The sequence below is a fragment of the Legionella clemsonensis genome, from assembly GCF_002240035.1.
In the GTDB taxonomy this organism is placed as follows: domain Bacteria; phylum Pseudomonadota; class Gammaproteobacteria; order Legionellales; family Legionellaceae; genus Tatlockia; species Tatlockia clemsonensis.
In genome coordinates this window covers 917,697-940,878 of sequence record NZ_CP016397.1, presented here as the reverse complement: position 1 = coordinate 940,878, position 23,182 = coordinate 917,697, and the positions used below count along the sequence as shown (strand labels likewise).

The window sequence follows — 23,182 nt, the reverse complement described above, 5'->3', positions numbered from 1 at the left end:
GTATTACGGTGTTTCATGACAAGATCATATTTGAGTTAACTTCATACCCCCCATCTTGCATGAATTATTGGCATCTTTGTAATCAATGCGGTCTAGAAATCGTATGCAATTAAACAGCAAACTAGCAAGCGGGTTGAGTCGTTGCATCGAGGTTTTTTTCTTTCTCCCAATGCTTTAACGGGGATAACTCTGGATTCTTCATACCATCTACTGGTAAATAAAACGTTTGTTCCAATAGAAATTGGCCGCTTAAGGCAGCATGGGAAACTTGATCAGTAAACACTATCCAGGTGCTTTGCGCCGGAAATTCGACACGTTGTTTCTTCACTTTCTGCTGATAACCATCATCCAATTTCATGCTGTTATGTAAATTTAATTGATAATGATCATAAGCTGAACGTACAGTTTTAGTAGCCCTAATCATGTGTAGTAATTTGGCTATCATACGGTTATAAGGAGGAATGCTTGAGGAAAAACGTGCTAGTACCTGAGGGAAAGATTCCCCTAAATGCCAAACGCGTGGCTCACCATAAGGGTTTACATTCGTAAAAACACGCAAGATTCGTTTTCCATAGACAGGGCTTGAAGGGAAAGAGTCCACATGTAAACGCTTGTCATCTTTTCGTCTTGAACTGATGCGTCCTTTAATTTCAGTAGGTCGATAACTGGTTCGCCCCCAAAGAATTGCGTTCTCATATTCCGGTATTAAGGTAGTGATCAAACTTTTGGCAAATTCAGCATAACGGGTCATAAACGTTTGTAAAAGCGCTTCTGTTGCAGGATCAGGGTTGCAATCAATGCCCCCTAAACGTCTCTTTTGGTAGTCAAAGCTCAAATTCTTATGCTTCCCATCCAAAAAATTATCTGACAAAAGCTGATGCTGCTCCAATGTATTCAGATGAAAAGGATAATGAGGCAAATAAATCACTTTTCCTGCCTCCAGCGAAGCAAGAGCCTGATATTTGGCCTCAGTGGTCAGGTTATTTAAACTATCGATATCTAAAGTATGAAGCGAGTGATCCATTGATGGCCTCAGATTTAGGGTTAATTAATTAAAATTAGCGACGTTATTGTATTCCTGTTTGGCTAAAAGATCATCTTTTACAAATTCATTTTTTATTCCAGATCTTACTTCTTTCCTCAAAAATTTATAGCCTATTTTTTAATGTTCCATCGCAGCAAGTGATGCATCCTCTGGGTTGTTGCCATGATAATTATGACCAACATAGCTGCTTTTGCTCATTGGTTGTTACTAAATAATCCAAAGCCTATGTTGCGTTTAAATAGTAATTAAAGCTGTTAAACCAGCGTGGATCATCCGCTACAAATTCCTCCCAATCCTTTTGCGACAGGGTTATATCAAAGAGTTTTTCTTTTTGTTGCAGCGCTTCATTAAAAGCCACTTCAACGGTTAAATCTTCTTCTTTGTCCCCATTCACCCAATCATCATGGATAGGTTTTAGAGCATGCCGAATTGCATGGTACATGGTACCCATGCGCGATGTTTTGGATCGAGTGCTTCTCGTTGTAAACGCGGCGGTAGTGGCACACCTTCACCGCGAAGAGCAAATCCTTTATCTTTTTCTGAGGAATTGTCATACACATACGCCTCGTCATAGCCTATAGCTTTAGAAGGTCAGGATTCCGAAACATTTCTAGAAATCACATGGGGTATAGAATAAAGGCTTTGCTCTGGCACAATGCTAGCCGCCCAGCGCCTAAAATGACGATGAATTTTTAATTGTTGCTCTGCTGCCAATTTTAAATTAACTAATTCCTTATGTATTCCATTCTTGTTTTTATAGAGAATGGTGAGATTTGCGGAGATTTTAAAAATTTCAAGAAGCGACTGTTGTTGCTTCTTAAAAGTTTGAAAGATTTCAACAATGGCTGCTGTCTTTGAAATCGTTGATGGGGAAAGTTTTTCTTTTAATGAGGAAATTTCCTGGTGATATCGAAGAATTTTAACGTCGAGATTTCGTAATTCAAAGGGAGAATCATCTTGAATATTTTGGAATTGGGAAGTGGTTTTATTATTTCAGAAAAACTTTTTGTTTTGATAAGATGGACAAAATAGAGCACTTTTTCACCATTGTAGTCTTCGAAAAGACAAACTTTACCATAAGACTATTAAGCGAAAATTAAAATTAGCGCCTTGTCATATAAAAAAGCTCTGCACAAGACAAAATTTTTAATGTCGGCGTTGCGAACAAAGTGAAGCAATCCAGAACAAATTTTTATTTCTCTCTATCTTTTCTATCTCCGTAAGGCCGCGTAATAATTTCCATCAAATGACCATCCGGATCTTCAAAATAAACTCCTCTTCCCCCATCCCAATGATTAATCTCGCCAAGCTTTGATTGCTCTGGGTCAGCCCAATAGCTAAGATTTTTATCTTTAATTCGCTTAAAGCTCTCATCAAATTCAGCCTCGCTGACTAAAAATGCATAATGCTGCGGGTGAATGGTTCCAGTCATTTTTTTATAATCAAGGCTGACTTCGTTACTCGTTTGTACCATGACGAACGGTCCCCAATGTTTAGGGGTGGGGAGGTTCAGTATTTCAGCTAAAAAATCTGCTGAGGCTTGGTTATCACGCGCTGCTACAATGGTATGATTAAGAAAAACAGCCATAATTTTCTCCTTCTACAATTATAGGATACAGTTAGCTCCTAACTATTACCCCGATGAGGATGCGTTTTTATAACCGTGCGATAAGCATGCAAATTCATTAATAATTCTGCTTCCGCATTCGATAGATGACAGCTGGTAATGATTTCCTCTTTATCACCACCCATTTCTAAAATACGTAATGCATGCTGATAACCGCCATCATTGTCACGCTTATTTTCCAAGGTGTGCAGTTGGTTATCCATACTAGCAAACAAACGGTTAATTTCTGCAATTTGTTTGGCAAAGCCCAAATCCGCATTTACTAAAACCGCATGATTACGCTGAAGCTGTTTTAATTCTTGCGCTAATGCATTGAGCTGTTCATTTAATCCCTTAACTATTTTCTTAAAACGAAAAGCTGCTCTAACTAGAAATAAACTTGAAACGATAGCAATGCTTGCAACAATCATCATGATGCTTCCTTACTTACTGGTTCAATTTTGTTGTTTTGTTTGTCATTATCCTTTGATATCTCTTCATCCTCATCGGGGATAAGCTTGGGGGTTTTCATAATGATGGCCGGATTTAGCAAGCGTGGTACAGTTTTATCCTTGGCAATAATCATGTTCACTCGTCTGTTTTTAGCACGTCCTTCTTCAGTAGCATTATCGGCTATGGGATATTGTTCTCCAAAACCGGTAACTGTAATACGACTTTGACCTACCCCGAACATGGTTAACATTCTTGCAACTGACGCCGCTCGAGCAGCTGATAATTCCCAGTTTGACGGGTATTGATTCGTATAAATGGGCACATCATCCGTATAACCCTCCAAAGCAATAGGGTAAGGAAGTTTCTTGATGACCTCAGCTATTTGCATTAATTTTACAAAGGCAATCGGTCTTAATTCGGCACTGCCACTTTCAAATAAAGCACCAGCTTTGATGTCTAATTCAATCCATCCATCTTGAGGATTCATTTGATAATCAGAATCTTGAAGTTCAGCTAGGGATTTAACAAGATCACCAAATGGATCTTTAGGATTCGATGTCGCTTCAGGACTATTTGGATCTTTTAATTTAGGTGGCTCATCAACGGGTTTCTTATCTCCTTTTTTTGCAAAGGCAGAATGCATCCCCTGAGCCAGGGATTTGTATTTCGAAACATTAACGGAGGATATTGCATACATTACTACAAAAAAAGCAAATAATAATGTGATGAAATCTGCATAGGAAACCACCCATCGGTGGGCATCCTCATGGTTATCCGCTTTCTTTTTTCTTCCTTGCATGCTGATGGTGCTGTCCGTAGTTATTTAATTTCAAGTTTAGCATATTAGGGCTTTCACCACTTGCCATCGAGACTAATCCTTCCACAATCATTTCATCATGATGCATTTGATTAGCAATGCAGCTTTTTATTTTGTTAGCTATTGGCAAAAACATTAAATTTGCAAACCCTACGCCATAAATTGTAGCTACGAAAGCAACTGCAATTCCTACTCCTAGTTCAGTTGGATCAGCTAAATTACGCATAACCTGTATCAGACCTAATACTGCGCCTAAGATACCAATAGTCGGACTATACCCGCCCATGCTTTCAAACACCTGAGCCGCACGCATGTCCTGATCTTCAGAACGTACAATTTCTGCTTCCAGTACTTGTCTTATCGTTTGCTTGTCCACACCAACTACTAATAATTCTAACCCATGACGCATGAGCTGATTTTTCTCTCGTTCAATATGCTCTTCTAAAGAGAGTAAACCAAATTGTCTGGCTCTGCGCGATAAATCAATTAATTGCTCGCGGCTTCTTTCAAAAGGTAATTCGGGTGGTTTCAAAATCCAGGGCAATACTTTGAAAGCTCTTACAAATGTACGAAATGGCGTTTGTATCATAACAGCACCAACAGTACCTCCAGCTACAATAAACAAGGCTGGAAAATTAAGAAGAGAATGAATTTCCCCACCTTCAAACATTTGACCGACAATGATTGAAGCAAAAGCAGTGATTAGCCCAAGTAATGTCAATCCATCCATAGTGATATCACTCCGGTAAGCGCGATTTAATGCGAAGCGTTGCTTGACTATGAATCTGCGAAACGCGCGATTCACTGACACCGAGTACCTCACCAATTTCTTTTAAATTAAGATCCTGCTCGTAATACAACGATAACACCAGCCGTTCTTTTTCAGGCAAACCATCTATGATTTGAGAAAGCTGATCAATTATATCGTCCTGCAATACCTTTTTGTGAGGTTCAGTAGAGGTATTATCGCTATCTATCTTTAGAATATCATCCGTAACGCCTAAATCATCAAACCCGTAGAGCTGACTACCTGCAGAATCCTTTAACATGTCGTAGTATTCATCGAGACTTACATGAAGCTCTTTTGCCACTTCATGATCTTTTGCGTCACGACCCAAACGATTTTCTACTTTTCTAACAGCATCAGCAATCATACGCGCATTCCGATACACAGATCGAGGCACCCAATCATTACGTCGCACCTCATCTAACATATGCCCACGAATACGAATGCCTGCATAGGTTTCAAAGGAAGCGCCTTTTGTTGAGTCATAATGTCTTACCGCCTCTAATAAACCAAGCATGCCCGCTTGTACTAAATCATCCAGTTGCACAGAATGTGGTAGGCGCCCCAATAAATGGTGTGCGATTCGTTTTACCATTAATGCATGGCTTTTCACCAGCATTTCCTGTGTCTGTTGATTCACTTTGCTGTACGCAGCCAAAGCATCCACGATTTCTCCTTAGTCTTTCCGTCCAAAGTTTAATTAAAATTAAGCTTTGGCAAGACAAGCTTAAAACTCCCTAGTGTTCACCAGTAACGAGACGCTCAAGAAAAAAGCTGGTATTACCTCCTAAAGCCTGTTTATGCGGCCAACTCTCTACCCTCTCTGCTAACTGTAAAACTGCTTTTGCGGCTTGCGAGTCAGGGTAAGCTAATAATACAGGTTTTTGTTTTTTCACTGCCTCGTGCACACGTTCATCAAATGGAATTGCGCCAATATAATCCAATCGCACATTCAAAAAGTGTTCAGCGACACGGTCTAATTTATTGAATAGTTCACGCCCCTCTTTATTGCTGCGTACCATGTTCGATAAAACATGAAAATGGCTCCACTCATAGCGTTTAGTCATAAGCTTGATTAACGCATAGGCATCGGTAAGAGAGGTGGGCTCGTCGCAAACAATAACAATGAGTTCTTGTGCGGAGCGAGCAAAACTTAATACCGTATCTGAAATACCGGCAGCAGTATCAATAATCATATAATCCACATCATCCGTAATCTCATTAAACGCATTAATAATCCCCGCGTGCTCACTGGGAGTTAATTGCGTCATGTAATCAGTTCCCGAGGAGGCAGGGATCACGCGAATACCTTCAGGACCTTGAAGCATAATATCGCTTAAGTGACAGAGTCCCTGAACAACATGAGAAAGGTTATATTTAGCATGCAACCCAAGCATGATATCCACATTAGCCAAACCTAAATCAGCATCAAGAAGTAACACTTTTTTGTTTTTTTGTCCTAAAGCTACCGCTAAATTGACAGAAATGTTGCTTTTTCCTACACCACCTTTCCCTGCAGCTACCGCAATCACTTGGACTGGTTTTGAACGAGACAGGTTGCGAAGTCCTGCTGCCTGATCAGTGGTATTACTAGTCTTCGACATACTGCCCCCTTGTAGCCTTCAGAGGATTAGCTTCATTATGAAGTAATTTTTCCTGCTCGGAAAATTGTTCAATTAATTGATAACTTGTGGCCATTTTAATATCTTCAGGCACACGTTGCCCGTGCGTTAAATAACTAAGTTCCAAACCTGTTTCTGCTACTGCACTTAACACCCCCCCAACGTAATAGCCTCATCCAGTTTGGTAATAATACATTGCTCAAGACGTTCAACTTGATAAAGCTTAATGGCATTCAGCAATACATGGTAATGGCTGGTGGCCGGCAATACCAAAACAGTAGAAATCGAATGCAGTCGCGAATTCAATAAGTCCATTTGTACAGAAACTCGATTATCTGCCGGATTCATTCCAGCAGTATCAATAAGAATTAATTTTTTATCATTAAGTTGTCTGATGACCCGACTAAGTGATACTTCATCCTGAGCCACACAAACCGGAACACCCAAAATTTTACCGTAAAGTACTAATTGCTCCTGAGCAGCAACTCGATAAGTATCCATGGTGACCAGACCAAGTTTATCGGCACCAAAGCGAAGCGCAAAACGTGCAGCAACTTTTGCTAATGTTGTTGTTTTGCCAACGCCTGTAGGACCAACAAAGGCATAAATACCACCCTCTTCTATACGTTGCAGATTACGAATGGGCAAAATGTCAGAGAAATGACTTAATACCTTTTGCCATGCTTGCTGTTGATTGAGTCTGGGATCAATCTGATGAACCAAACTTGAAGCAGTTATTTGACTGACACTTAAATCCATTAATTTTTGGATTAACAAAGCATGAAGAGGTTGTTTTGCTTGTGGTGGGGTATGACCACGCATCTGGATTTCTAGCATTCCTCGCAGTGTTTGAATTTCCTGACGCATTTCATCTAATGGAGACATTGATGAAGCTTGTTTTTCACTCACTTGACTGGCAGGCTCAGCACTGGCAATCGCTGCATTAGCTGTTAATACTGTTTCGTCAAAATCGACTGCAGCTACAATCTCTACCCCATTATCAACGCGGCTACTTGATAAAATTACTGCATCAGGGCCAAAAGTCGCTTTGATTTGTTGCATTGCACTTCGTGTATCGAGTGCGACAAAGCGTTTTAATTTCATAAGTCTCCACCTTATTAACCAACCGTACCAATAATCCGTATTTGTTTGTTATCAGGAATTTCCTGATACGATAACACATGTAAATTACTTGAAATATTACGCACAAAACGTGCCAGAACCGATCGAATACCAGGTTGTACCACTAAAACAGCCAATTCCTGTTTAGCCTGTTGCTGCGCGGCTAACTGAGCCAAAGATTGCTGAATCTTGTCAGCCATTCCCGGTTCAAAACTCACTCCCTGTCCACCACTGCTTTGAATTGTATTTTGCAATAATTGTTCCAATTCGGGTTTTAATGTAATAATAGGTAGTTCCTGATTCAAGCCACTAATTTTCTGGGTAATTAATCGAGACAAGGCAACGCGCACCTGGCTAATTAAATAATCAGTATCCTTGGATTTGACAGCTGCCTCCGCCAAAGTTTCAACAATGGTTCTAATATCCGTTAGCGGAATATGTTCTACTAGCAAACCTTGCAGCACTTTGCTCACTGCACCTAATGAGAGTGCTTCAGGTATAAGTTCTTTAACTAATTTAGGTGAATTACTTGCCAATTTATCCAGCAATTGTTGAGTTTCTTCATATCCCAAAAGCTGATAACTGTTTTCTTCAAGGATTTGACTTAAATGAGTTGCAACAACGGTAGAAGCATCCACAACGGTATAACCAAAGGTATGGGCGTGTTCTTTTTGGTTTTCATTAATCCAGACAGCGTCTAAACCAAACGCTGGATCTTTAGTAGTCTGCCCATCCAGCTCACCAAAAACCTGCCCCGGGTTGATTGCCAGCCATTTATCATTAAAAATTGCCGCCTCTCCCATAACAACGCCTGCAAGACTAATTCGATAATGATTAGGCTTTAAATCCAAGTTGTCGCGGATATGCACTGTTGGAATAAGAAATCCCAACTCCTGCGATATTTTTTTACGTACCCCTTTAATCCGTGACAATAAAACACCCCCCTGAGCACTATCTACTAATGGAATAAGCCTGTAGCCCACCTCCAATCCAATGACGTCAACCGGATTTACATCATCCCAGGAAAGCTCGCCTCCTGCTGGTTCACTCGGCGTATTGGCTGTAGATTCAGCAATTTTTTCAGCTTTCTTTTTCTGTTTCTGTTGTTTATTCAGCATATAGGCCATCCCTCCCAAACCAGCTGCCAGCATTAAAAAAGCAATATGTGGCATTCCGGGGATAAGACCAATAATACCAATAATCGCTGCAGCAATAATGAGGGAGCGTGGATTACCAAAGACTTGATTGACGACTGCATTGCTCATATTTTGCGAACTGGAGACACGAGTCACCATAATGGCCGCCGCGGTCGATAAAACGAGAGAAGGCACCTGAGCGACTAATCCGTCACCAATTGTCAGCAGAATATAGTTATGTAAAGCATCTGCGAAACTCATTCCATGTTGGGCAACGCCTATTACCAAACCACCGATGATATTAATCAGCAAAATTAGAATACCTGCGATAGCATCTCCACGTACAAACTTACTGGCACCATCCATTGAACCATAAAAATCTGCTTCCTGAGCAACTTCAGCACGTCGATTAATCGCTTGTTCTTGTGTAATCAATCCTGCATTCAAATCTGCATCAATTGCCATTTGTTTGCCAGGTAAAGAATCAAGCGTAAAACGAGCGCTTACTTCCGACACGCGCCCGGCACCTTTGGTGACCACCACAAAGTTAATAACAACAAGGATAATAAAAACAACCAAACCTACGGTATAGCTACCTCCAATAACAACTTCCCCAAAGGATTGAATCACCTGTCCTGCAGCATCCGTACCAGTATGTCCATGAAGCAGTACCACGCGGGTAGAGGCGACATTTAAAGCCAGACGTAATAATGTAGCAATTAAGATTACTGTAGGAAATACGGCAAAATCCAATGGTCTGTCACTATAGATGACTGCCAGTAATACAATTAGAGACAGGGCAATGTTAAAGGTAAACAAAATGTCCAGAAAAAACGCCGGCAAAGGCAAAATCATCATACTTAGCATGATGATGAGCATTAAAGGAGTACCCAAACCTTGTTGTATCCATTGACGCATGAATTGTAATACCGCATTCATAATGCTGCCTCTCGTTTTAATTCATCGGGAATCGGTAAATGCTTTAAAAACTCAGGATTTTTATCGTAATGTTGCTTGTCTTTGAGTTGGAAGATGTAAGCCAGTACCTGGGCAACAGCGACATAGAGTCCTCTTGGAATCTCGGCATTGAGTTCAGTTGAAAAATAAATTGCTCTTGCCAGAGTAGGAACTGTTAGTGAGGGTATATAGTTTGCCTGAGCAACCCGGATGATTTGCAAGGCAATTAAATCCTTTCCTTTAGCGACAACAACAGGTGCTTTATTACCTTGTTGCTTATAATTCAATGCCACCGCATAATGAGTCGGGTTTGTCAGAACCACGTCAGCTTTTGGTATCTCACTCATCATCCGTTTTCGCGCCATTTCCTGTTGCACTTTGCGAATATGACTTTTAACTTCAGGTTTACCTTCCGTTTCTTTGTATTCGTCTTTTAATTCTTGTTTGGTCATTTTTAACTGCTTATTGTGCTCATGCCATTGGAATGGTACATCCACCGCAGCAATTAAAATGAGACTGGCGCTAATTAATAAAAAGCATTGCGCCACAGTTCCCAATCCACTGGTAATAGCGTTACTTAATGAAAAATCAGCAAGATTTAACAAAAAAGAAATTTTCCACCATAAGACAACAATGGCTACAACGACAACCAATAAAAATTTTATCAATGCCTTGGCCATTTCGACCATGCCTTTTAATGAAAACATGCGCTTGAAACCTTTAAGCGGGCTTAAGCGTGACCATTTTGGCTGCAAGACATCCATGCTGAAAACCCACCCTCCCATCAGTAAAGGAGCACAGGCAGACAGGACTAAAATCAATAGCAGCAAAGGTATAATTGACCACAATCCCCCTGGATTATCAGGTAAAGCTGTTTTAACAATACAAAGGGTGTTTTTAATATCTGACTGTTAAAGTCAAAAGCTTGACGCATCATTTGCATGAGCTGCTCGGCGATATAGCTGCCAAAGAGGAAAATGCCACTTCCGGAAAAAAGCAAGATTAATGTAGCATTAAAATCTTTTGAGCGCGCTACCTGCCCTTTTTCTCTGGCTTCCTTAAGTCGTTTGGGCGAGGGCTGTTCGGTTTTTTCCTGTGATTGTTCTTCGTCGGCCATTAGTGTAGAAGTCCTTTAATAAGATGCATTCCCTGCTCAATGCTATCGGCTATTTGCGAAGAAACACCTGGTAAACTAATGTGAATAATCACCATCCCCATTAACAAGGTTAAGGGAAAACCCATCGAAAAAATATTAAGCTGTGGCGCTACGCGCGTCATGATACCAAAAGCGAGATTTACGACAAGTAAGGCCAGAATAGCTGGTAAAGCGACTAACACTGCCTCTTTAAACATCCACCCGGAAAAACTTAATATGCTACCCAATGCTGACAAGCTGATATCAACTTGTCCTACAGGCATTTCCCTAAAACTACTCAGCAAAATATTCAATACCGCCAGATGACCATTTAAACTTAAAAAAATCAAACTTATCATCATCAAATAAAACTGACTTAATAAAGGAACACTCGCTTTGCTGGCAGGGTCAACCATGACAGCAAATCCAAGCCCTGCCTGCATGGCAATAATTTGTCCACCCAAGATAAACACTTGAAAAACCAATTGCAAAATAAAACCAATCAAGATACCAAGCAATATTTCATTGCCGATAAACCCAATATAACGTCCATCAAAATGGAGCAGAGACAGACTATCTGCAATAGCAGGTGCACATAAAAAAGCCAGTACCATGGAAAAAATAATGCGAATGCGAGCGGGAACCATGACTGAGGAAATTAAAGGCATAGTTAAAAATAAACTGCTTATGCGAGGCAACGGCCACACCACTTTACTAAACAAGGTAATCATTTCAGGATAATTAACATTCATCGATTAACCTATTAGATAAGGAATGTTGCTGATTAATGAGTCGGTGTAATTAACAATGGTTTTCAATAACCACGGACCTGCAATCACCATCACCATAAAAGTAATCAATAATTTAGGAATAAAACTTAAACTCATTTCATTAATTTGAGTTGCCGCTTGAAACATAGCTACCAGCAAACCGACAATTAAACCCGGAATAATGAGCACAGTCAGCATAAGAATCATTACATAGACGCCTTCGCTAAATACCGATAATACTGTTTCTGGTGTCATTGCTCCTCCTAAGTAGCAAAACTTGACGCCAATGAACCTAATACCAAAGTCCATCCATCGACCATCACGAATAACATGATTTTAAATGGCAAGGAAATAATCAACGGCGATAACATCATCATACCCATTGCCATAAGTACACTGGCAACCACCAAATCAATAATTAAGAAAGGTAAAAATAAGATAAAACCAATTTGAAACGCGGTTTTTAATTCGCTAGTAACAAAAGCAGGTATAAGCACATTTATAGGTATCTCATTAAGATTGCTATAAGTAGCATTATTAAATTTTTCAAAGAGTAAGAGATCATTTTTTCGTGTTTGATTTAACATAAAAGTACGCAAGGGACCCTGAGCATTTTGCAGGGCTTGCGGGAATTCAATTTGGTCAGCCAGATAGGGTTGTAGTGCCTGTTGGTTAATTTGATTAAATACAGGTGACATTACAAAAAATGTTAAGAAAAGGGCAATACCGATTAAAATCTGATTAGTAGGGGTTTGCGCCATGCCAATGGCTTGTCGCAGAATCGATAAGACAATAATGATGCGGGTAAATGCCGTCACTGCCATCAGTAAACCGGGCAAGACACTTAACAATGTCATAAAAAGGAGGATTTGCAAATTGATACTGTAAGTTTGACTTCCATTTGGAGCACCTGAAACTGTCACTGCAGGCAAAGAAGTCGTTGCTGCACTGGCAAACCAGGGAATGCTGATTAAAAGTAATACGGGAATTATTAGTTTTTTCATGCTTTACGACTTTCCGAGAGCTGTTTTAAGAAATTCACTAAATGATGGTTTAGTCTCTGATAAAAAGCCCGCAGGTAATTCCTCACCAAAATCATAGAGGGTATTGATACTTCCTGAAGTGACCCCTATTAGTAAAAAACGATTTCCCGTATTAATTAGCATTATTTTTTCTCTAGTCCCTAAACTCATACTCGCAATAACTTTGAATTCCTTTGTATTGCCTAACCCAGCATTGTTGAGACGACGCAACAGCCATGATAAAAAAACAATGACACCCACCACAAGTAATAAACCTGACATTACCCGTAAGAGTTCGCTGTTACTAATAGAAGACGCATTGCTGATACTGCCTGTCCATGCTGTAGTCGGAAAGAAAATCCAAAACCATTTCCTCATCGTAAGCGCTTAATCCTTTCTGTTTTACTGACGATATCCGTTAATCTTATACCAAATTTGTCATTAACTACGACCACTTCTCCGTGAGCCACTAATGTTCCATTCACCAACACATCGAGGGGTTCACTAGCCAGACGATCCAGTGCAATAATTCCCCCTTGATTCAACTGTAAAAGATTGCGAATTGTCATTTTCGTGCGCCCAATCTCAACCGTTATTGCCACCGGAATATCCAAAATTAATTCCATTTTCTCTACATCAGCATCCTGTGATTTCTCCACATCAGCAGCATCCTGTGGGGTATTGGCAGGTGGTATTGTTTCATTAGTTGGTGCTGGTGCTGGTTCTGCTTGATTAGTCATTCAACTCCCCTAGTAACTTATTTTCTTAATAATCTTTACCGCTCTTTTATCATTGGCACTACCCATCGTAGCAGTAAATCCTGGCGTACCCTCAATATCCAGAGTAACCTCTTCATTTCTTTCCATGGGAATAAAATCACCCACTTGCCACTCCATCACTTTTCCTAGCGTGCTGCTGGTTTGTGCCATCACTGAACTTACGGTAAGTTCCACATCCATTAATTCTTCTTTCAAAGACATAACCCAATTAGGATCAATTTCATCATCAGGTCGTGCAGCACCTAATTCCAGCTGCTGTTTAATCGGTTCAACCATAGAGTAGGGAATAACGAAGGAAAAAGAACCTGATTCTTTGCCAAAATCCAGATTAAACCGACTTACCAAAAGTAATTCGTTCGGTTCACCGATATGTACAAGTTGGGGGTTTGTTTCATCCCCTACTTTTAACGCTTCCAGTTTAATGATGGGTGCCCATGCCTGCTCAATATTACGCACCAACTTTTCAATGATAATTTCCATAACGCGAAGTTCAGTAGCAGTAAAATCAGTACGTGTTTTTTGTGCCAGAAATTGGGAACTTCCCCCAAAATAGTAATCCACCAAATCATAAACAAAAATACTATCGAATAAGATTAATGCCTTCCCTCTTAGCGGTTTAAAACGACGGATAGTCATTAGGGTGGGATTAGGGAGGCTACTCATAAATTCGCGGTGCTTAATTATTCCCAAGGCCTCTTGTTTAATCTGCAAGTCCTTAGCCATCAGCTGATAGATATCATTTGCGAAAAAACGGGCCGCCCGATCATGAATTTTATCAAGTACAGGAAGCTCTCCTCGTACTACTCTTTCCTGGCTGGAAAAATTAAGCACTTCGATATGCTCTTCCCCGGGAGGCGTCGATGTTCGTTCAACGGGAATTGAAGCATCCTTGTCATGCGGTGGGGAATCAGTCTCTACTGTATTTAATAATGCATCTATTTCTTCCTGAGATAAAACTTCTTTTTCCGCCATAACGATCCTGTAAGCGCTTTAGGTTACTACTTTAGCTTATACTTATTATTTAAAGATGGCATAAGCAAATGACATGCCAAAAACATTAAATTTTTCAACTAGATACTGCTTACTGTTAAACAACCTGTGCTTTAAGTCAATAGTTTATTATTTAGTGGGCGACTATCTAGAGCAGGCTTGTACTATTTGCATAGTTCTTGAACGATTAAAAACTAATGAAGATTGCCTCTTTCGCTTGTGTAAACACTGTTGTCCGGAGGCCCTTGTTGACTACTATTTTCGTTTACAGAAAAACGTGCCACACTTAGAATTAAAGAAGGAATTCATAGATGCTTGGTCGAACTAAAAAACTATCAAATTTCAGCAATTCGGTCAAAACAAACGCTCTCTGTTTGCGACCCGATACTGAAGCACAAGTGGCTCAGGTTTTTACTCATTCCTCTGGTTTGTTAGCCCGTGGTCAGGGTTCAAGCTATGGGGATTGTTGTGTTAATCATGAAGGGGTTATTGTTGATACGACTCGTCTAAATCATCTTATTTCTTTTGATGACTCATCAGGGATTTTAATTGCTCAGGGAGGTGTAAAATTCTCGGACTTGTTTTCCGTAAGCCCTCGCTACGTACCGCCAGTTATTCCTGGCACACTAAGAGCAACACTTGCCGGTGGTGTTGCTAATGATATACACGGCAAGAATAATCATTATGCCGGCAGTTTTGGACAGCATCTGGCATGGTTAGAATTGCAACTGGGAGCTCAAACTTTCATTTGTAGCCCACAAAAGCATAGCGACCTTTTCTACGCAACCATCGGGGGGCTGGGTTTAACAGGGATTATTAAACGCGTTGCAATAAAAATGCGTAAAGCCCATCCATTTGTTATTACCGAAACAGAAAAACATACTGAGTTGGCCTCTTTACTGAAGCGTATGCAATCTCATGGACTTCAATATGACTATCAGGTCGCCTGGCTTGATTTACTTAATCAAAAGCATTACGCCTTATTATCACTTGCGAATCATACTGAAGAAACGAAAGCAAAATCACGTTATCATTTCACGATCCCCAAAATACCATTGCGTTTGGTTAATCGCTGGAATATGAAGTTATTCAACCGCTACTATTTCAAATCTTATCAAACTAAAAAGCGAATTATACCGCTTTATTACTTTAACAATCCCCTCGATACCATTCGAAATTGGAATCGTTTATATGGTAAAAAAGGGTTACTGCAATTTCAGGCTGTTTTTGACACAGAAAAGGCAGAGGATGTCATCGAGCGCCTGTTAACTCTCATCACTACAACTCAAGCAACACCAACGCTGGCAGTACTTAAATATTTTACTCAACAAGGCTGTGGATTATTATCATTTACCCAACCAGGATTTACCCTCGCTGTTGACTTTATCAATAACTCTCAGGCACAGACTGCAATACGTTTAATGAATGAATACATTACTGAAATGAATGGCAAAAGCTATTTAGCCAAAGATTTATTACTGACCCCAGAGCAATTCCGCCGGCAATACCCTCATCACGAAGAATTTATTGACATTCTAGCGCATTACAAAAGCGCTATGTGCTCTGACTTGAGCAAACGTTTGGGTATAACTTCATGAGGGTGAGAACCTGGATTATTTTAGGCGCCACCTCTATTATTGCTGAAGAGTTCGCTCAGTTGGCTGCGCGCAAAAAGAAAAATTTACTCCTGGTTGGTCGTAATTTAGAGCAACTGGAAATCATCGCTGCCAATCTCCGCATACGGTATAAGGTGCAATGTGACTTATTATTTACTGATTTTTCCAAAGATATAAGCACGTTATTGGAATTGCTACAGCGCAAATCACCTTGCGAATTTGATTTATTCATTGCTCACAGTGCGATGTTACAAAATCATGAACTTAATTTAACAGCGATTGAAGACATGGTTCATACGAATGTGTTAAGTACGCTTCAATTAATTCATGTGTACTTACAACGTGCACAGTCTCATTATTATTTGCTCTTTTTAAGTTCGGTGGCCGCCTGTAGAGGCAGAAGCAAGAACAGTCTCTATGGAGGTACGAAAGCAGCTATTGAAGTCTATCTCGAAGGGTTGCAGCAATCCACCAAAAATTTGCAGGTAACGGTTGCCAGACTAGGCTTTATTGATACAATTCAAACATACGGGAATCCGGGAATTTTTTATGCCTCTTCCCCGAAAGCGTGTGCTAAAGCCTGCTGGCGCGCCGTAACCACTGGAAAGCGCCAAATTTATCATCCTTTTTTTTGGCGTTTCATCATGGCTATCATTAAACACTTGCCATTTTTTATTTATAAAAGGATGAAGTTCTAATTACTCACCGTCTTTAGCGGAAAAGCCTGATTGGCGGCAATACAGTATGAATTATGCCAAAAAACTGCAGTACATAAATGATTAAAATAATTAAAACTACCAGATTAAGTAGCGTTTTAATGGCATAGGGCATTGGTATTAATACATTGACTAGCCACATGGCTACTCCAAAGACAATAATAATGGCTAATAGATTTAACAAATCGCTCATGATATTCCCTGTCAGTAACTTCTTTATTAGTGTAGTACAAGTTTAAAATTCTCTACATTTTCCTGAAGCGGCATAGCCGCTGTGAGAATCTCCTGAATACGTTTCAACAAACTTACTTCCCTTTAAATTTATGACATTAATTTTACAAATAAGCAACAAAATGTTTTTTTTGTACTATATTTCTCTACTGTAGTATTGAAAAAAAGGAAGTAAAACATTTTCGGAGGGAATAATAATGAAAAAACATATCTTAATAACTCTTGTTCTTAGCGCTTTCACGTTTGGCTTAACCAGTTGCGGTCTTGGCGGTATAACTCGCACAGGAACAGCTGTAGTTGGTACTGGCGTGGACTATGTAGGCACTGGTGTAGGCTATGTAGGCGCAACCGGTACAAGAGTTGTAAGAACTGTCGGCACTGGTGTTGGTACCTGGGTAGGTCGTGTTGCGACTGATCGAGATGTGGTTATCTATCGCAAAAGAGGCGTAGTTTATCACGACGGTCATGCCTATCGCATTCACAATGGTCGATACGTGCTTGTTCGATAAAACATAATATTTTTTGCCCTTCATCTAAATTTTCGATGAAGGGTTTTCTCTATATAGAGAATATAGATATTATTTCATTCCTGCATTTCTGCGATCGAAGAAGAGCCTCCCCCTTATATTATTTAGTTACGTCTGCCAAAACGTTGCTTCTGAGTGGTTTTTGAACTGACAGATGCTTTCTTTCTTTGAGGAAGGGCTTTTTTAGTTTGAGCAGGTGATAGACCATGAGGGACATGATGATTAGGTTCAAACTCTTCAATGTCGACTCTATTCAATTTGCGCTTGATCAATCGTTCAATGGCATTTAGTTGACCCACCTCATCTGCACTCACTAAAGAAATTGCCTGCCCTGAAGCACCCGCTCGACCTGTGCGGCCAATACGGTGCACATAATCTTCTGCAACCTGGGGAAGATCAAAATTGATAACACAGGGAAGTTGATCAATATCAATACCACGGGCTGCAATGTCGGTTGCAACTAAAATATGTAACTTGCCCGATTTAAATTCAGCCAGGGCTTTGGTGCGCTGTGACTGCGATTTATTACCATGAATGGCTGCGGCATGAATATTGTCTTGTGCTAATTGTTTTACTAATTTGTTGGCTCCATGTTTGGTGCGAGAAAATACCAGTGTTTGGCCCAATTTATTGGTATGAATTAAATGGCTCAGTAAAGCCGACTTGCGACCTTTATCCACTGGATGAACCGTTTGTTTTACAGCAACCGCAGTCGTGTTACGTGGGTTTACGTCAATTTCTAAGGGTTGCTTTAATATATTTTTAACAAGGACTCGAATTTCTTCAGAGAAAGTTGCAGAAAATAGGAGAGTTTGCCGATTTGTAGGCAATAACTTCATAATCCGCTTTATGTCATGAATGAAGCCCATATCCAGCATCCGATCTGCTTCGTCTAAAACTAAGGTATCTATTGTATCAAGCTGAATAGCTCGCTGTTGGTGTAAATCCAACAGTCGTCCAGGTGTTGCTACTAATAACTCTACACCTCCGCGCAATTTCATCATTTGTGGGTTAATTTTTACTCCACCAAAAACAACAGCAGAACGCAGCGTCAAATGGCATCCATATTGAACAATGCTTTCATGGACTTGAGCAGCTAATTCACGGGTTGGAGTAAGGATTAAAACTCGAGCTCGATTATTTCCAGCACGGGGTTTATCTTTTAAATTTTGTAGAATGGGCAATACAAAACCCGCGGTTTTACCCGTTCCTGTCTGAGCTGAGGCTAGCACATCCTTACCACCTAAAATGGCAGGGATAGCTTGAATTTGAATGGGCGAGGGCTCAAGATAACCTAATTCGTTAACGGCACGAACCAAGGGCTCTATTAAACCCAGTGATGTAAAATTCATGTGGATTCCTATAAATTAATTGCTAACTGAATATCATTCAGTATTGTCACTACTCGCGATAGATAAGTCTTTGGGGATATAAAACAAGTATCGTTTGATCATACTCAATGAAGTGCAATGCAAAGTATACCATAAATTTTAATGTACGAGGACAACCCCTCCTAACAGGATAATTATGCGCAACGATTAAAGCTGGGAAGCCTACAAAAAACTGTAGGGACATTACAGAGAACAAAATGAGTATAATAATACTTATTTTAAGGATTAATTACTCATGCCCTGTATCCACCCCAACTAGGTAAGTTGAAATTAATTGAATTGGAAGCACATTAAATCGTTCTGTTCAATGCACTCTAATGGTATGGCAGGTTTAATTTCTACAGTCTGATTGTCCTGCCCATTGATGACGATGGTACCTATTTTAGTTTCTTCACGACTTCTCTCTAACTTGACGTACAACAGTCCCTCTTGCTGAATTAGAACAGGCTTTTTTGCGCCATCAGCAATAATCAATTGCATGTCAATCATAAACTTATTTTTTTGAAGATAATTAAACAGCTCCCCCTGAACACTGTCATAGCAAATTTCAATGCCAATTTTAATACCAAAATCTTTAACAGACGACTCACTTTCATTCGATTTAAAATACAGGCGACGAGCATCCATCGGGTTTAAAAATCCTTCATCAACAAAATCAAAATCAAAGGCAGTATGTGGATTCTTTTTAATGTATTTTTGCACATGCCCCTGATAAAAAAAATAAGCTGTATTACGATAGTAATTTTCGTAGTTTATCTTGGCTTTTTTGTACCAGCATATAGTACCAGGCACTAAGAGCATCGTCGTATCCAGAGACAGTTCAGCTAATTTCTTCTTAAAATTATTTTTTTGTTGCTGATTGTAGTAGCGTTTATAACAAAGTTCGGAAAAGTCTTTAAATAAATACTCCGGAGCCACAAAAATTGCTGAAGGCGGTGCCTGTTCGGAGATAGTTTGCTTGGCTGATTTTTTTTTAAAAAATTTTATTCCAGCCTTTATACCATATAATTTTGACTGCTCCTTATAGTTAATTGGAACAGTAACTCCTGCATTGCTATTTTTTGCAAGATTTTCATTTAACATTTTTTTGGCAAGCTTAATGCGCTCTTCCAAAATTTGTAGTCGCTTATCGAATGAATAAAAATAGAATGCCTCTTCTGGTTGGAAGGTAAACACTTTAAAGTGGGTTTGATTACTCTGCCTTCTCGTCTCTAAGGTTTGCGCTCTAAACATACAACCCTTCAACTTGGACTATTTTTAAACTCTATCTCTTTCTATCAGAAATGCCAATAAATTCAACCATCCTTCAGGCAGCTTTACTAACAGACTAAATTTTAATTTTTTAATCAGGAAAACAATTTGACCTAATTTTATTAACATTGCTTGCGTTTAAACCGGGAATCTTGGTATAAATAGCGCAATTTATTTTAAATTTAATCCATCCATGAAATATATTTTTGAGGCTTCCATTGAGGCTGTGATTGAATTCCCACCCAACACACTGACTTCAGAATTCACAGAAATTGCTGTCAGTGCAGTCAATGACTTACCCGTTGTACAATTCCTATGTTTTCTTCGAAAACTGCCATCTCACATCCAGCACATTGACTTATCCGCGCAACAGTTAAAAAAAATTCCTCTTGCAGAGTTAAAAAAGATTTTTGCAGCACTTCCGCGAACAATTAGCAGTATTGATTTGTCAGGCAATGAGTTTACTGAACAGGAAAAACGACGGCTGTTATTCTTGCTACCACCATGGATTAAAGCTTGCAGCTTTCAACAGCATAGTGAACTGGAGCTGGATAGTTACTGGGCTTCATCAGCAGCACCATTCTCATGCTTCATTAAATTTAGCATTCTGCAAACCGAATATTATCGCAAAGACGAGATGATTCGAGCTCGTCTTGTTGAACAAGTTCGTGCCATTATGGAAAAAACGCAATCTCATGAACCTAACTTCAAAAGTATTCAGCTATTTGACTTATTAGACGAGGAGAATCAGTATTCTTTAATAGCCGATCTGCGTAATTATTATAAAGAACCCTGGCATGCTTTTACCCTGGCTTTAATACATGACGGTTATTTAGGAGAGATAAAGAGTAAATCTTCTTATAGGAATTTTGAGAAAGAATGTGCCAAGTTTAGCAGTAGTTACTATCCGCTTGTACAAGAAACTTCCGCTAAAAACTTTTCTCTTACGCGCCTGAGGGAGCTGCAGGCCACAACCCCCTATATTACAGTAGCACTAGGACTGCGTTCAATTCCAAAAATCGATACGACAGACGACGCCTCTGCGCTGTCATCCCGGTTGCTTGAATTAAAAACCATGGCAAGCTTGGTGATTAAGGCTTATTCTGACTACAATAAAAAATGCTATTTTTCTATCTTTCATCGTCATGGGGCGACAGGAAGGAAACGTGCTGAACACTTAAAACAAACATTAGAATCTGCAACTACTATCGAAGATTTCAATACAACTTTATTAGCTTTTTTAAATGACTCTAGACAAGGGAATACCAATCCTCACTCTTTGCGTACCCTTTTATTAACCTATTTTTTACAGGAGCTGAATGTCCCTGGCAGACAATTCTTAACCCCGGGAAGAGCGCCTGTATCTACAGCCAATTTCAGCCAACAGCTGCAATTATTAATGGAATATCTGCCTCACAACAAGTTGCCCGAATATGAAAAAGAACGGCATTGTTGCTGGTAAAACTCTCAACTGATGACAGCCGTTGAGCACAAAACACTAAGAATACAAGCCCTTAAAGTGAATGAGTATGGGAAAATCAGGATTTTCAGTAAAATGAAAATCCTAGTCCCACTCTACATAATTTTCGATATTATCAGGATTAACCCATTCGCGATTTGGACGCGCAGGAGACTTGGGTTGATAAAAACGTGGCTTTGGCTTTCTGACAATTTGTTTTGGGCTGTCCTCAAACTCTTTTACAGAATTTTCACCTGTCGTTCTTAACGCCTCTTCCAGACTTATAAAACTGAAGCCATTTTGTTTATAAAGATTAATGATATCAGGTAATACATAGGCATTAAGTAAATTGGCATGAATCAGCAAAATTTGCGCTTGATCAGATTTATGCGCCAACCGATTATGCTCCTCCGCTTTTAATGTTTGTTGCCAAATAAAATTAATATAACATTCCTTTAAAATTTTTAGAAAATTACGTCTTTCTTTTTCTGGAACAGCATAAAGAATTTGATTAAATAAAAAGTCTTTACTATCTACAGTAATGGGCGCAATTTGATAATTTTTTGCAGAAAGAAAGTGCAACACTTTTTCCTTTTTATCACCTTGACTCATCGCCAGATAGGGATACCGAAAATATTTAGGTTCAGTTAGAATAGGAGATAAAATTTTGTCGGCAGCATCTATCTCATGAAGATAGGTTTCTGTTTTTACCTGATTTAAATTTAAATGTGAATAAGTATGATTGCCTAGCCCCAAGCCTGCATCATGAAATTTTTGTAACATCTTCCAATTTTCAGGCGTTACTTCTTTGGCAATTACAAAACCTGTAGCTGGTATTTCATTCGCTTTGAGCGTCTCAATAATCATGTTCAAATGAAAATTTTTAGTCTCACCAACGAAAGGTAAATCATCAATAGTGATCGCAATTTCCTTTTTTTGTGCAAAAAGTGAAAATGCAATCATAAAAAAGAACAAAAATAAAAACTGTTTTTTACTCAATGGAATTCTCATCAGATATTAAATATTGAACTTACTTATTTTTAACAACACTAAAGCAAGAATTAATTTGCGCAAATAATACCATATTTCACAAAATTTACCCAATATGCATTTTAACCTTTCCTTATGACCTCATATTTAATGCGATTTATACTTATGATAAATGTTTATTTAACCCAACATTCACCTTTTGCACGGATTCAGTAAATTAGCCCAGATCTCAAGATTTTGCGAGAAAGCCACAGAATTAGCCATTAGAGTGCGTACATGCCTTAGGACATAGCAAAATGCAAACTTGGGAATAATATCTAAATATCTGAATTTTTTCTTTTTACTCCTGCACGCAATAAGTCTCTTATTTCAATTAAAATAGCCTCTTCTTTTGTGAGTGTCTCAGGGGCTTCTTCACGTTTGGTTTGTAACATGTTAATAAATTTAATGGCAATAAAAATAGCAAAGGCAATAATGGTAAAATCAATAATCGTCTGTAAAAAAGCGCCCCATTTCAGTACAACAGCACCAATTTTTAAAGATTTATCACTAATATCGATGCCTCCCATTAGTAAACCCATTAAAGGCATAATAATACCGTCTACTAACGAGGAAACAATTTTACCAAAAGCAGCGCCAATAACGACAGCTACAGCAAGGTCCATCACATTACCTCGCATAGCGAATTGTTTAAATTCATCAAAAAAACTCATGGTTTCTCCTTTAACCATTTGTATTAATCCGTAGGCACTGCTACTAC

General features: G+C 39.3%; 24 protein-coding genes and 2 pseudogenes. 4 read left to right on the top strand and 22 right to left on the bottom strand.

Annotation, left to right across the window (positions count from 1 at the left end; translation table 11 throughout):
- Positions 1-121: 121 nt before the first annotated feature.
- From clem_RS04055 to fliM, 17 genes and pseudogenes are all read right to left on the bottom strand, one after another.
- Positions 122-1,024 (bottom strand): Kdo hydroxylase family protein, encoded by a 903-nt coding sequence (locus clem_RS04055; protein WP_094090448.1) that lies wholly within the window; start codon positions 1,022-1,024, stop codon positions 122-124.
- Between the two features lie 244 nt (positions 1,025-1,268).
- Positions 1,269-1,487 carry a hypothetical protein gene (locus clem_RS04050; protein WP_094090447.1) on the bottom strand — a complete coding sequence of 73 codons (219 nt, stop codon included), beginning with the start codon at positions 1,485-1,487 and terminating at the stop codon, positions 1,269-1,271.
- Positions 1,488-2,237: 750 nt separating this feature from the next.
- Positions 2,238-2,633, bottom strand: a complete 396-nt coding sequence (locus clem_RS04045) for a VOC family protein (RefSeq protein WP_094090446.1) — start codon at positions 2,631-2,633, stop codon at positions 2,238-2,240.
- 38 nt (positions 2,634-2,671) lie between these two features.
- Positions 2,672-3,088: a DUF2802 domain-containing protein gene (locus clem_RS04040; protein WP_408606887.1), complete on the bottom strand. Its 417-nt coding sequence runs from the start codon at positions 3,086-3,088 to the stop codon at positions 2,672-2,674.
- Entirely contained in the window at positions 3,082-3,903 is an 822-nt protein-coding gene (locus clem_RS04035) for an OmpA family protein (protein WP_094090445.1), read from the bottom strand. Before clem_RS04035 ends, clem_RS04040 begins: the two co-directional genes overlap by 7 nt.
- Entirely contained in the window at positions 3,875-4,651 is a 777-nt protein-coding gene (locus clem_RS04030; protein ID WP_094090444.1) for a flagellar motor protein, read from the bottom strand. The genes clem_RS04035 and clem_RS04030 overlap by 29 nt, the downstream gene beginning before the upstream one ends.
- A gap of 7 nt (positions 4,652-4,658) precedes the next feature.
- A complete protein-coding gene (locus tag clem_RS04025; RefSeq protein WP_094090443.1) occupies positions 4,659-5,375 on the bottom strand; it encodes an RNA polymerase sigma factor FliA in 717 nt (238 codons plus the stop codon).
- A 70-nt stretch (positions 5,376-5,445) separates the two neighbouring features.
- Positions 5,446-6,312 carry a MinD/ParA family protein gene (locus clem_RS04020; RefSeq protein ID WP_094090442.1) on the bottom strand — a complete coding sequence of 289 codons (867 nt, stop codon included), beginning with the start codon at positions 6,310-6,312 and terminating at the stop codon, positions 5,446-5,448.
- Positions 6,299-7,434: pseudogene (gene flhF, locus clem_RS04015) on the bottom strand (flagellar biosynthesis protein FlhF). Before flhF ends, clem_RS04020 begins: the two are co-directional and overlap by 14 nt.
- A 14-nt stretch (positions 7,435-7,448) precedes the next feature.
- A complete protein-coding gene (gene flhA / locus clem_RS04010; RefSeq protein WP_094090441.1) occupies positions 7,449-9,527 on the bottom strand; it encodes a flagellar biosynthesis protein FlhA in 2,079 nt (692 codons plus the stop codon).
- Positions 9,524-10,662: pseudogene (gene flhB, locus clem_RS04005) on the bottom strand (flagellar biosynthesis protein FlhB). The gene flhA and the pseudogene flhB overlap by 4 nt, the downstream one beginning before the upstream one ends.
- Positions 10,662-11,432, bottom strand: coding sequence for a flagellar biosynthetic protein FliR (gene fliR, locus clem_RS04000; RefSeq protein WP_094090440.1), 771 nt, complete (start codon positions 11,430-11,432; stop codon positions 10,662-10,664). The pseudogene flhB and the gene fliR overlap by 1 nt, the downstream one beginning before the upstream one ends.
- Before the next feature lie 3 nt (positions 11,433-11,435).
- Positions 11,436-11,705: a flagellar biosynthesis protein FliQ gene (gene fliQ, locus clem_RS03995; protein WP_094090439.1), complete on the bottom strand. Its 270-nt coding sequence runs from the start codon at positions 11,703-11,705 to the stop codon at positions 11,436-11,438.
- Between the two features lie 8 nt (positions 11,706-11,713).
- Positions 11,714-12,454: a flagellar type III secretion system pore protein FliP gene (gene fliP / locus clem_RS03990; RefSeq protein WP_094090438.1), complete on the bottom strand. Its 741-nt coding sequence runs from the start codon at positions 12,452-12,454 to the stop codon at positions 11,714-11,716.
- Positions 12,455-12,457: 3 nt separating this feature from the next.
- Complete coding sequence (gene fliO, locus clem_RS03985) at positions 12,458-12,850, bottom strand: flagellar biosynthetic protein FliO (protein WP_094090437.1); 393 nt, start codon at positions 12,848-12,850, stop codon at positions 12,458-12,460.
- The gene (fliN, locus tag clem_RS03980) at positions 12,847-13,212 is read right to left on the bottom strand and encodes a flagellar motor switch protein FliN (RefSeq protein ID WP_232505554.1); all 366 of its coding nucleotides are present in this window, start codon (positions 13,210-13,212) and stop codon (positions 12,847-12,849) included. Before fliN ends, fliO begins: the two co-directional genes overlap by 4 nt.
- Before the next feature lie 9 nt (positions 13,213-13,221).
- Positions 13,222-14,223: a flagellar motor switch protein FliM gene (gene fliM, locus clem_RS03975; RefSeq protein ID WP_094090436.1), complete on the bottom strand. Its 1,002-nt coding sequence runs from the start codon at positions 14,221-14,223 to the stop codon at positions 13,222-13,224.
- Between the two features lie 329 nt (positions 14,224-14,552).
- On the opposite strand from fliM, the gene clem_RS03970 reads away from it, so the two are divergent.
- A complete protein-coding gene (locus tag clem_RS03970) occupies positions 14,553-15,839 on the top strand; it encodes an FAD-binding oxidoreductase (protein ID WP_094090435.1) in 1,287 nt (428 codons plus the stop codon).
- Entirely contained in the window at positions 15,836-16,555 is a 720-nt protein-coding gene (locus clem_RS03965) for an SDR family NAD(P)-dependent oxidoreductase (RefSeq protein WP_094090434.1), read from the top strand. The genes clem_RS03970 and clem_RS03965 overlap by 4 nt, the downstream gene beginning before the upstream one ends.
- Before the next feature lie 13 nt (positions 16,556-16,568).
- Here clem_RS03965 and clem_RS03960 read toward each other — a convergent pair whose 3' ends face one another.
- A complete protein-coding gene (locus tag clem_RS03960) occupies positions 16,569-16,766 on the bottom strand; it encodes a Thivi_2564 family membrane protein (protein ID WP_094090433.1) in 198 nt (65 codons plus the stop codon).
- Between the two features lie 235 nt (positions 16,767-17,001).
- On the opposite strand from clem_RS03960, the gene clem_RS03955 reads away from it, so the two are divergent.
- On the top strand, positions 17,002-17,313 hold the full coding sequence (locus clem_RS03955) for a hypothetical protein (protein WP_094090432.1): 312 nt from the start codon (positions 17,002-17,004) through the stop codon (positions 17,311-17,313).
- Between the two features lie 122 nt (positions 17,314-17,435).
- Here clem_RS03955 and clem_RS03950 read toward each other — a convergent pair whose 3' ends face one another.
- Together clem_RS03950 and clem_RS03945 are read right to left on the bottom strand one after the other, a co-directional pair.
- Complete coding sequence (locus clem_RS03950; protein WP_094090431.1) at positions 17,436-18,683, bottom strand: DEAD/DEAH box helicase; 1,248 nt, start codon at positions 18,681-18,683, stop codon at positions 17,436-17,438.
- A gap of 309 nt (positions 18,684-18,992) precedes the next feature.
- On the bottom strand, positions 18,993-19,955 hold the full coding sequence (locus tag clem_RS03945; RefSeq protein ID WP_094090430.1) for a carbon-nitrogen hydrolase family protein: 963 nt from the start codon (positions 19,953-19,955) through the stop codon (positions 18,993-18,995).
- Positions 19,956-20,166: 211 nt separating this feature from the next.
- On the opposite strand from clem_RS03945, the gene clem_RS03940 reads away from it, so the two are divergent.
- Positions 20,167-21,435 (top strand): hypothetical protein, encoded by a 1,269-nt coding sequence (locus clem_RS03940; protein ID WP_094090429.1) that lies wholly within the window; start codon positions 20,167-20,169, stop codon positions 21,433-21,435.
- Between the two features lie 102 nt (positions 21,436-21,537).
- On the opposite strand, the gene clem_RS03935 is transcribed toward clem_RS03940, so the two are convergent.
- Complete coding sequence (locus clem_RS03935) at positions 21,538-22,395, bottom strand: polysaccharide deacetylase family protein (RefSeq protein ID WP_232505553.1); 858 nt, start codon at positions 22,393-22,395, stop codon at positions 21,538-21,540.
- A 344-nt stretch (positions 22,396-22,739) separates the two neighbouring features.
- The gene (gene mscL / locus clem_RS03930; protein WP_094090427.1) at positions 22,740-23,135 is read right to left on the bottom strand and encodes a large-conductance mechanosensitive channel protein MscL; all 396 of its coding nucleotides are present in this window, start codon (positions 23,133-23,135) and stop codon (positions 22,740-22,742) included.
- Between the last annotated feature and the right edge of the window lie 47 nt (positions 23,136-23,182).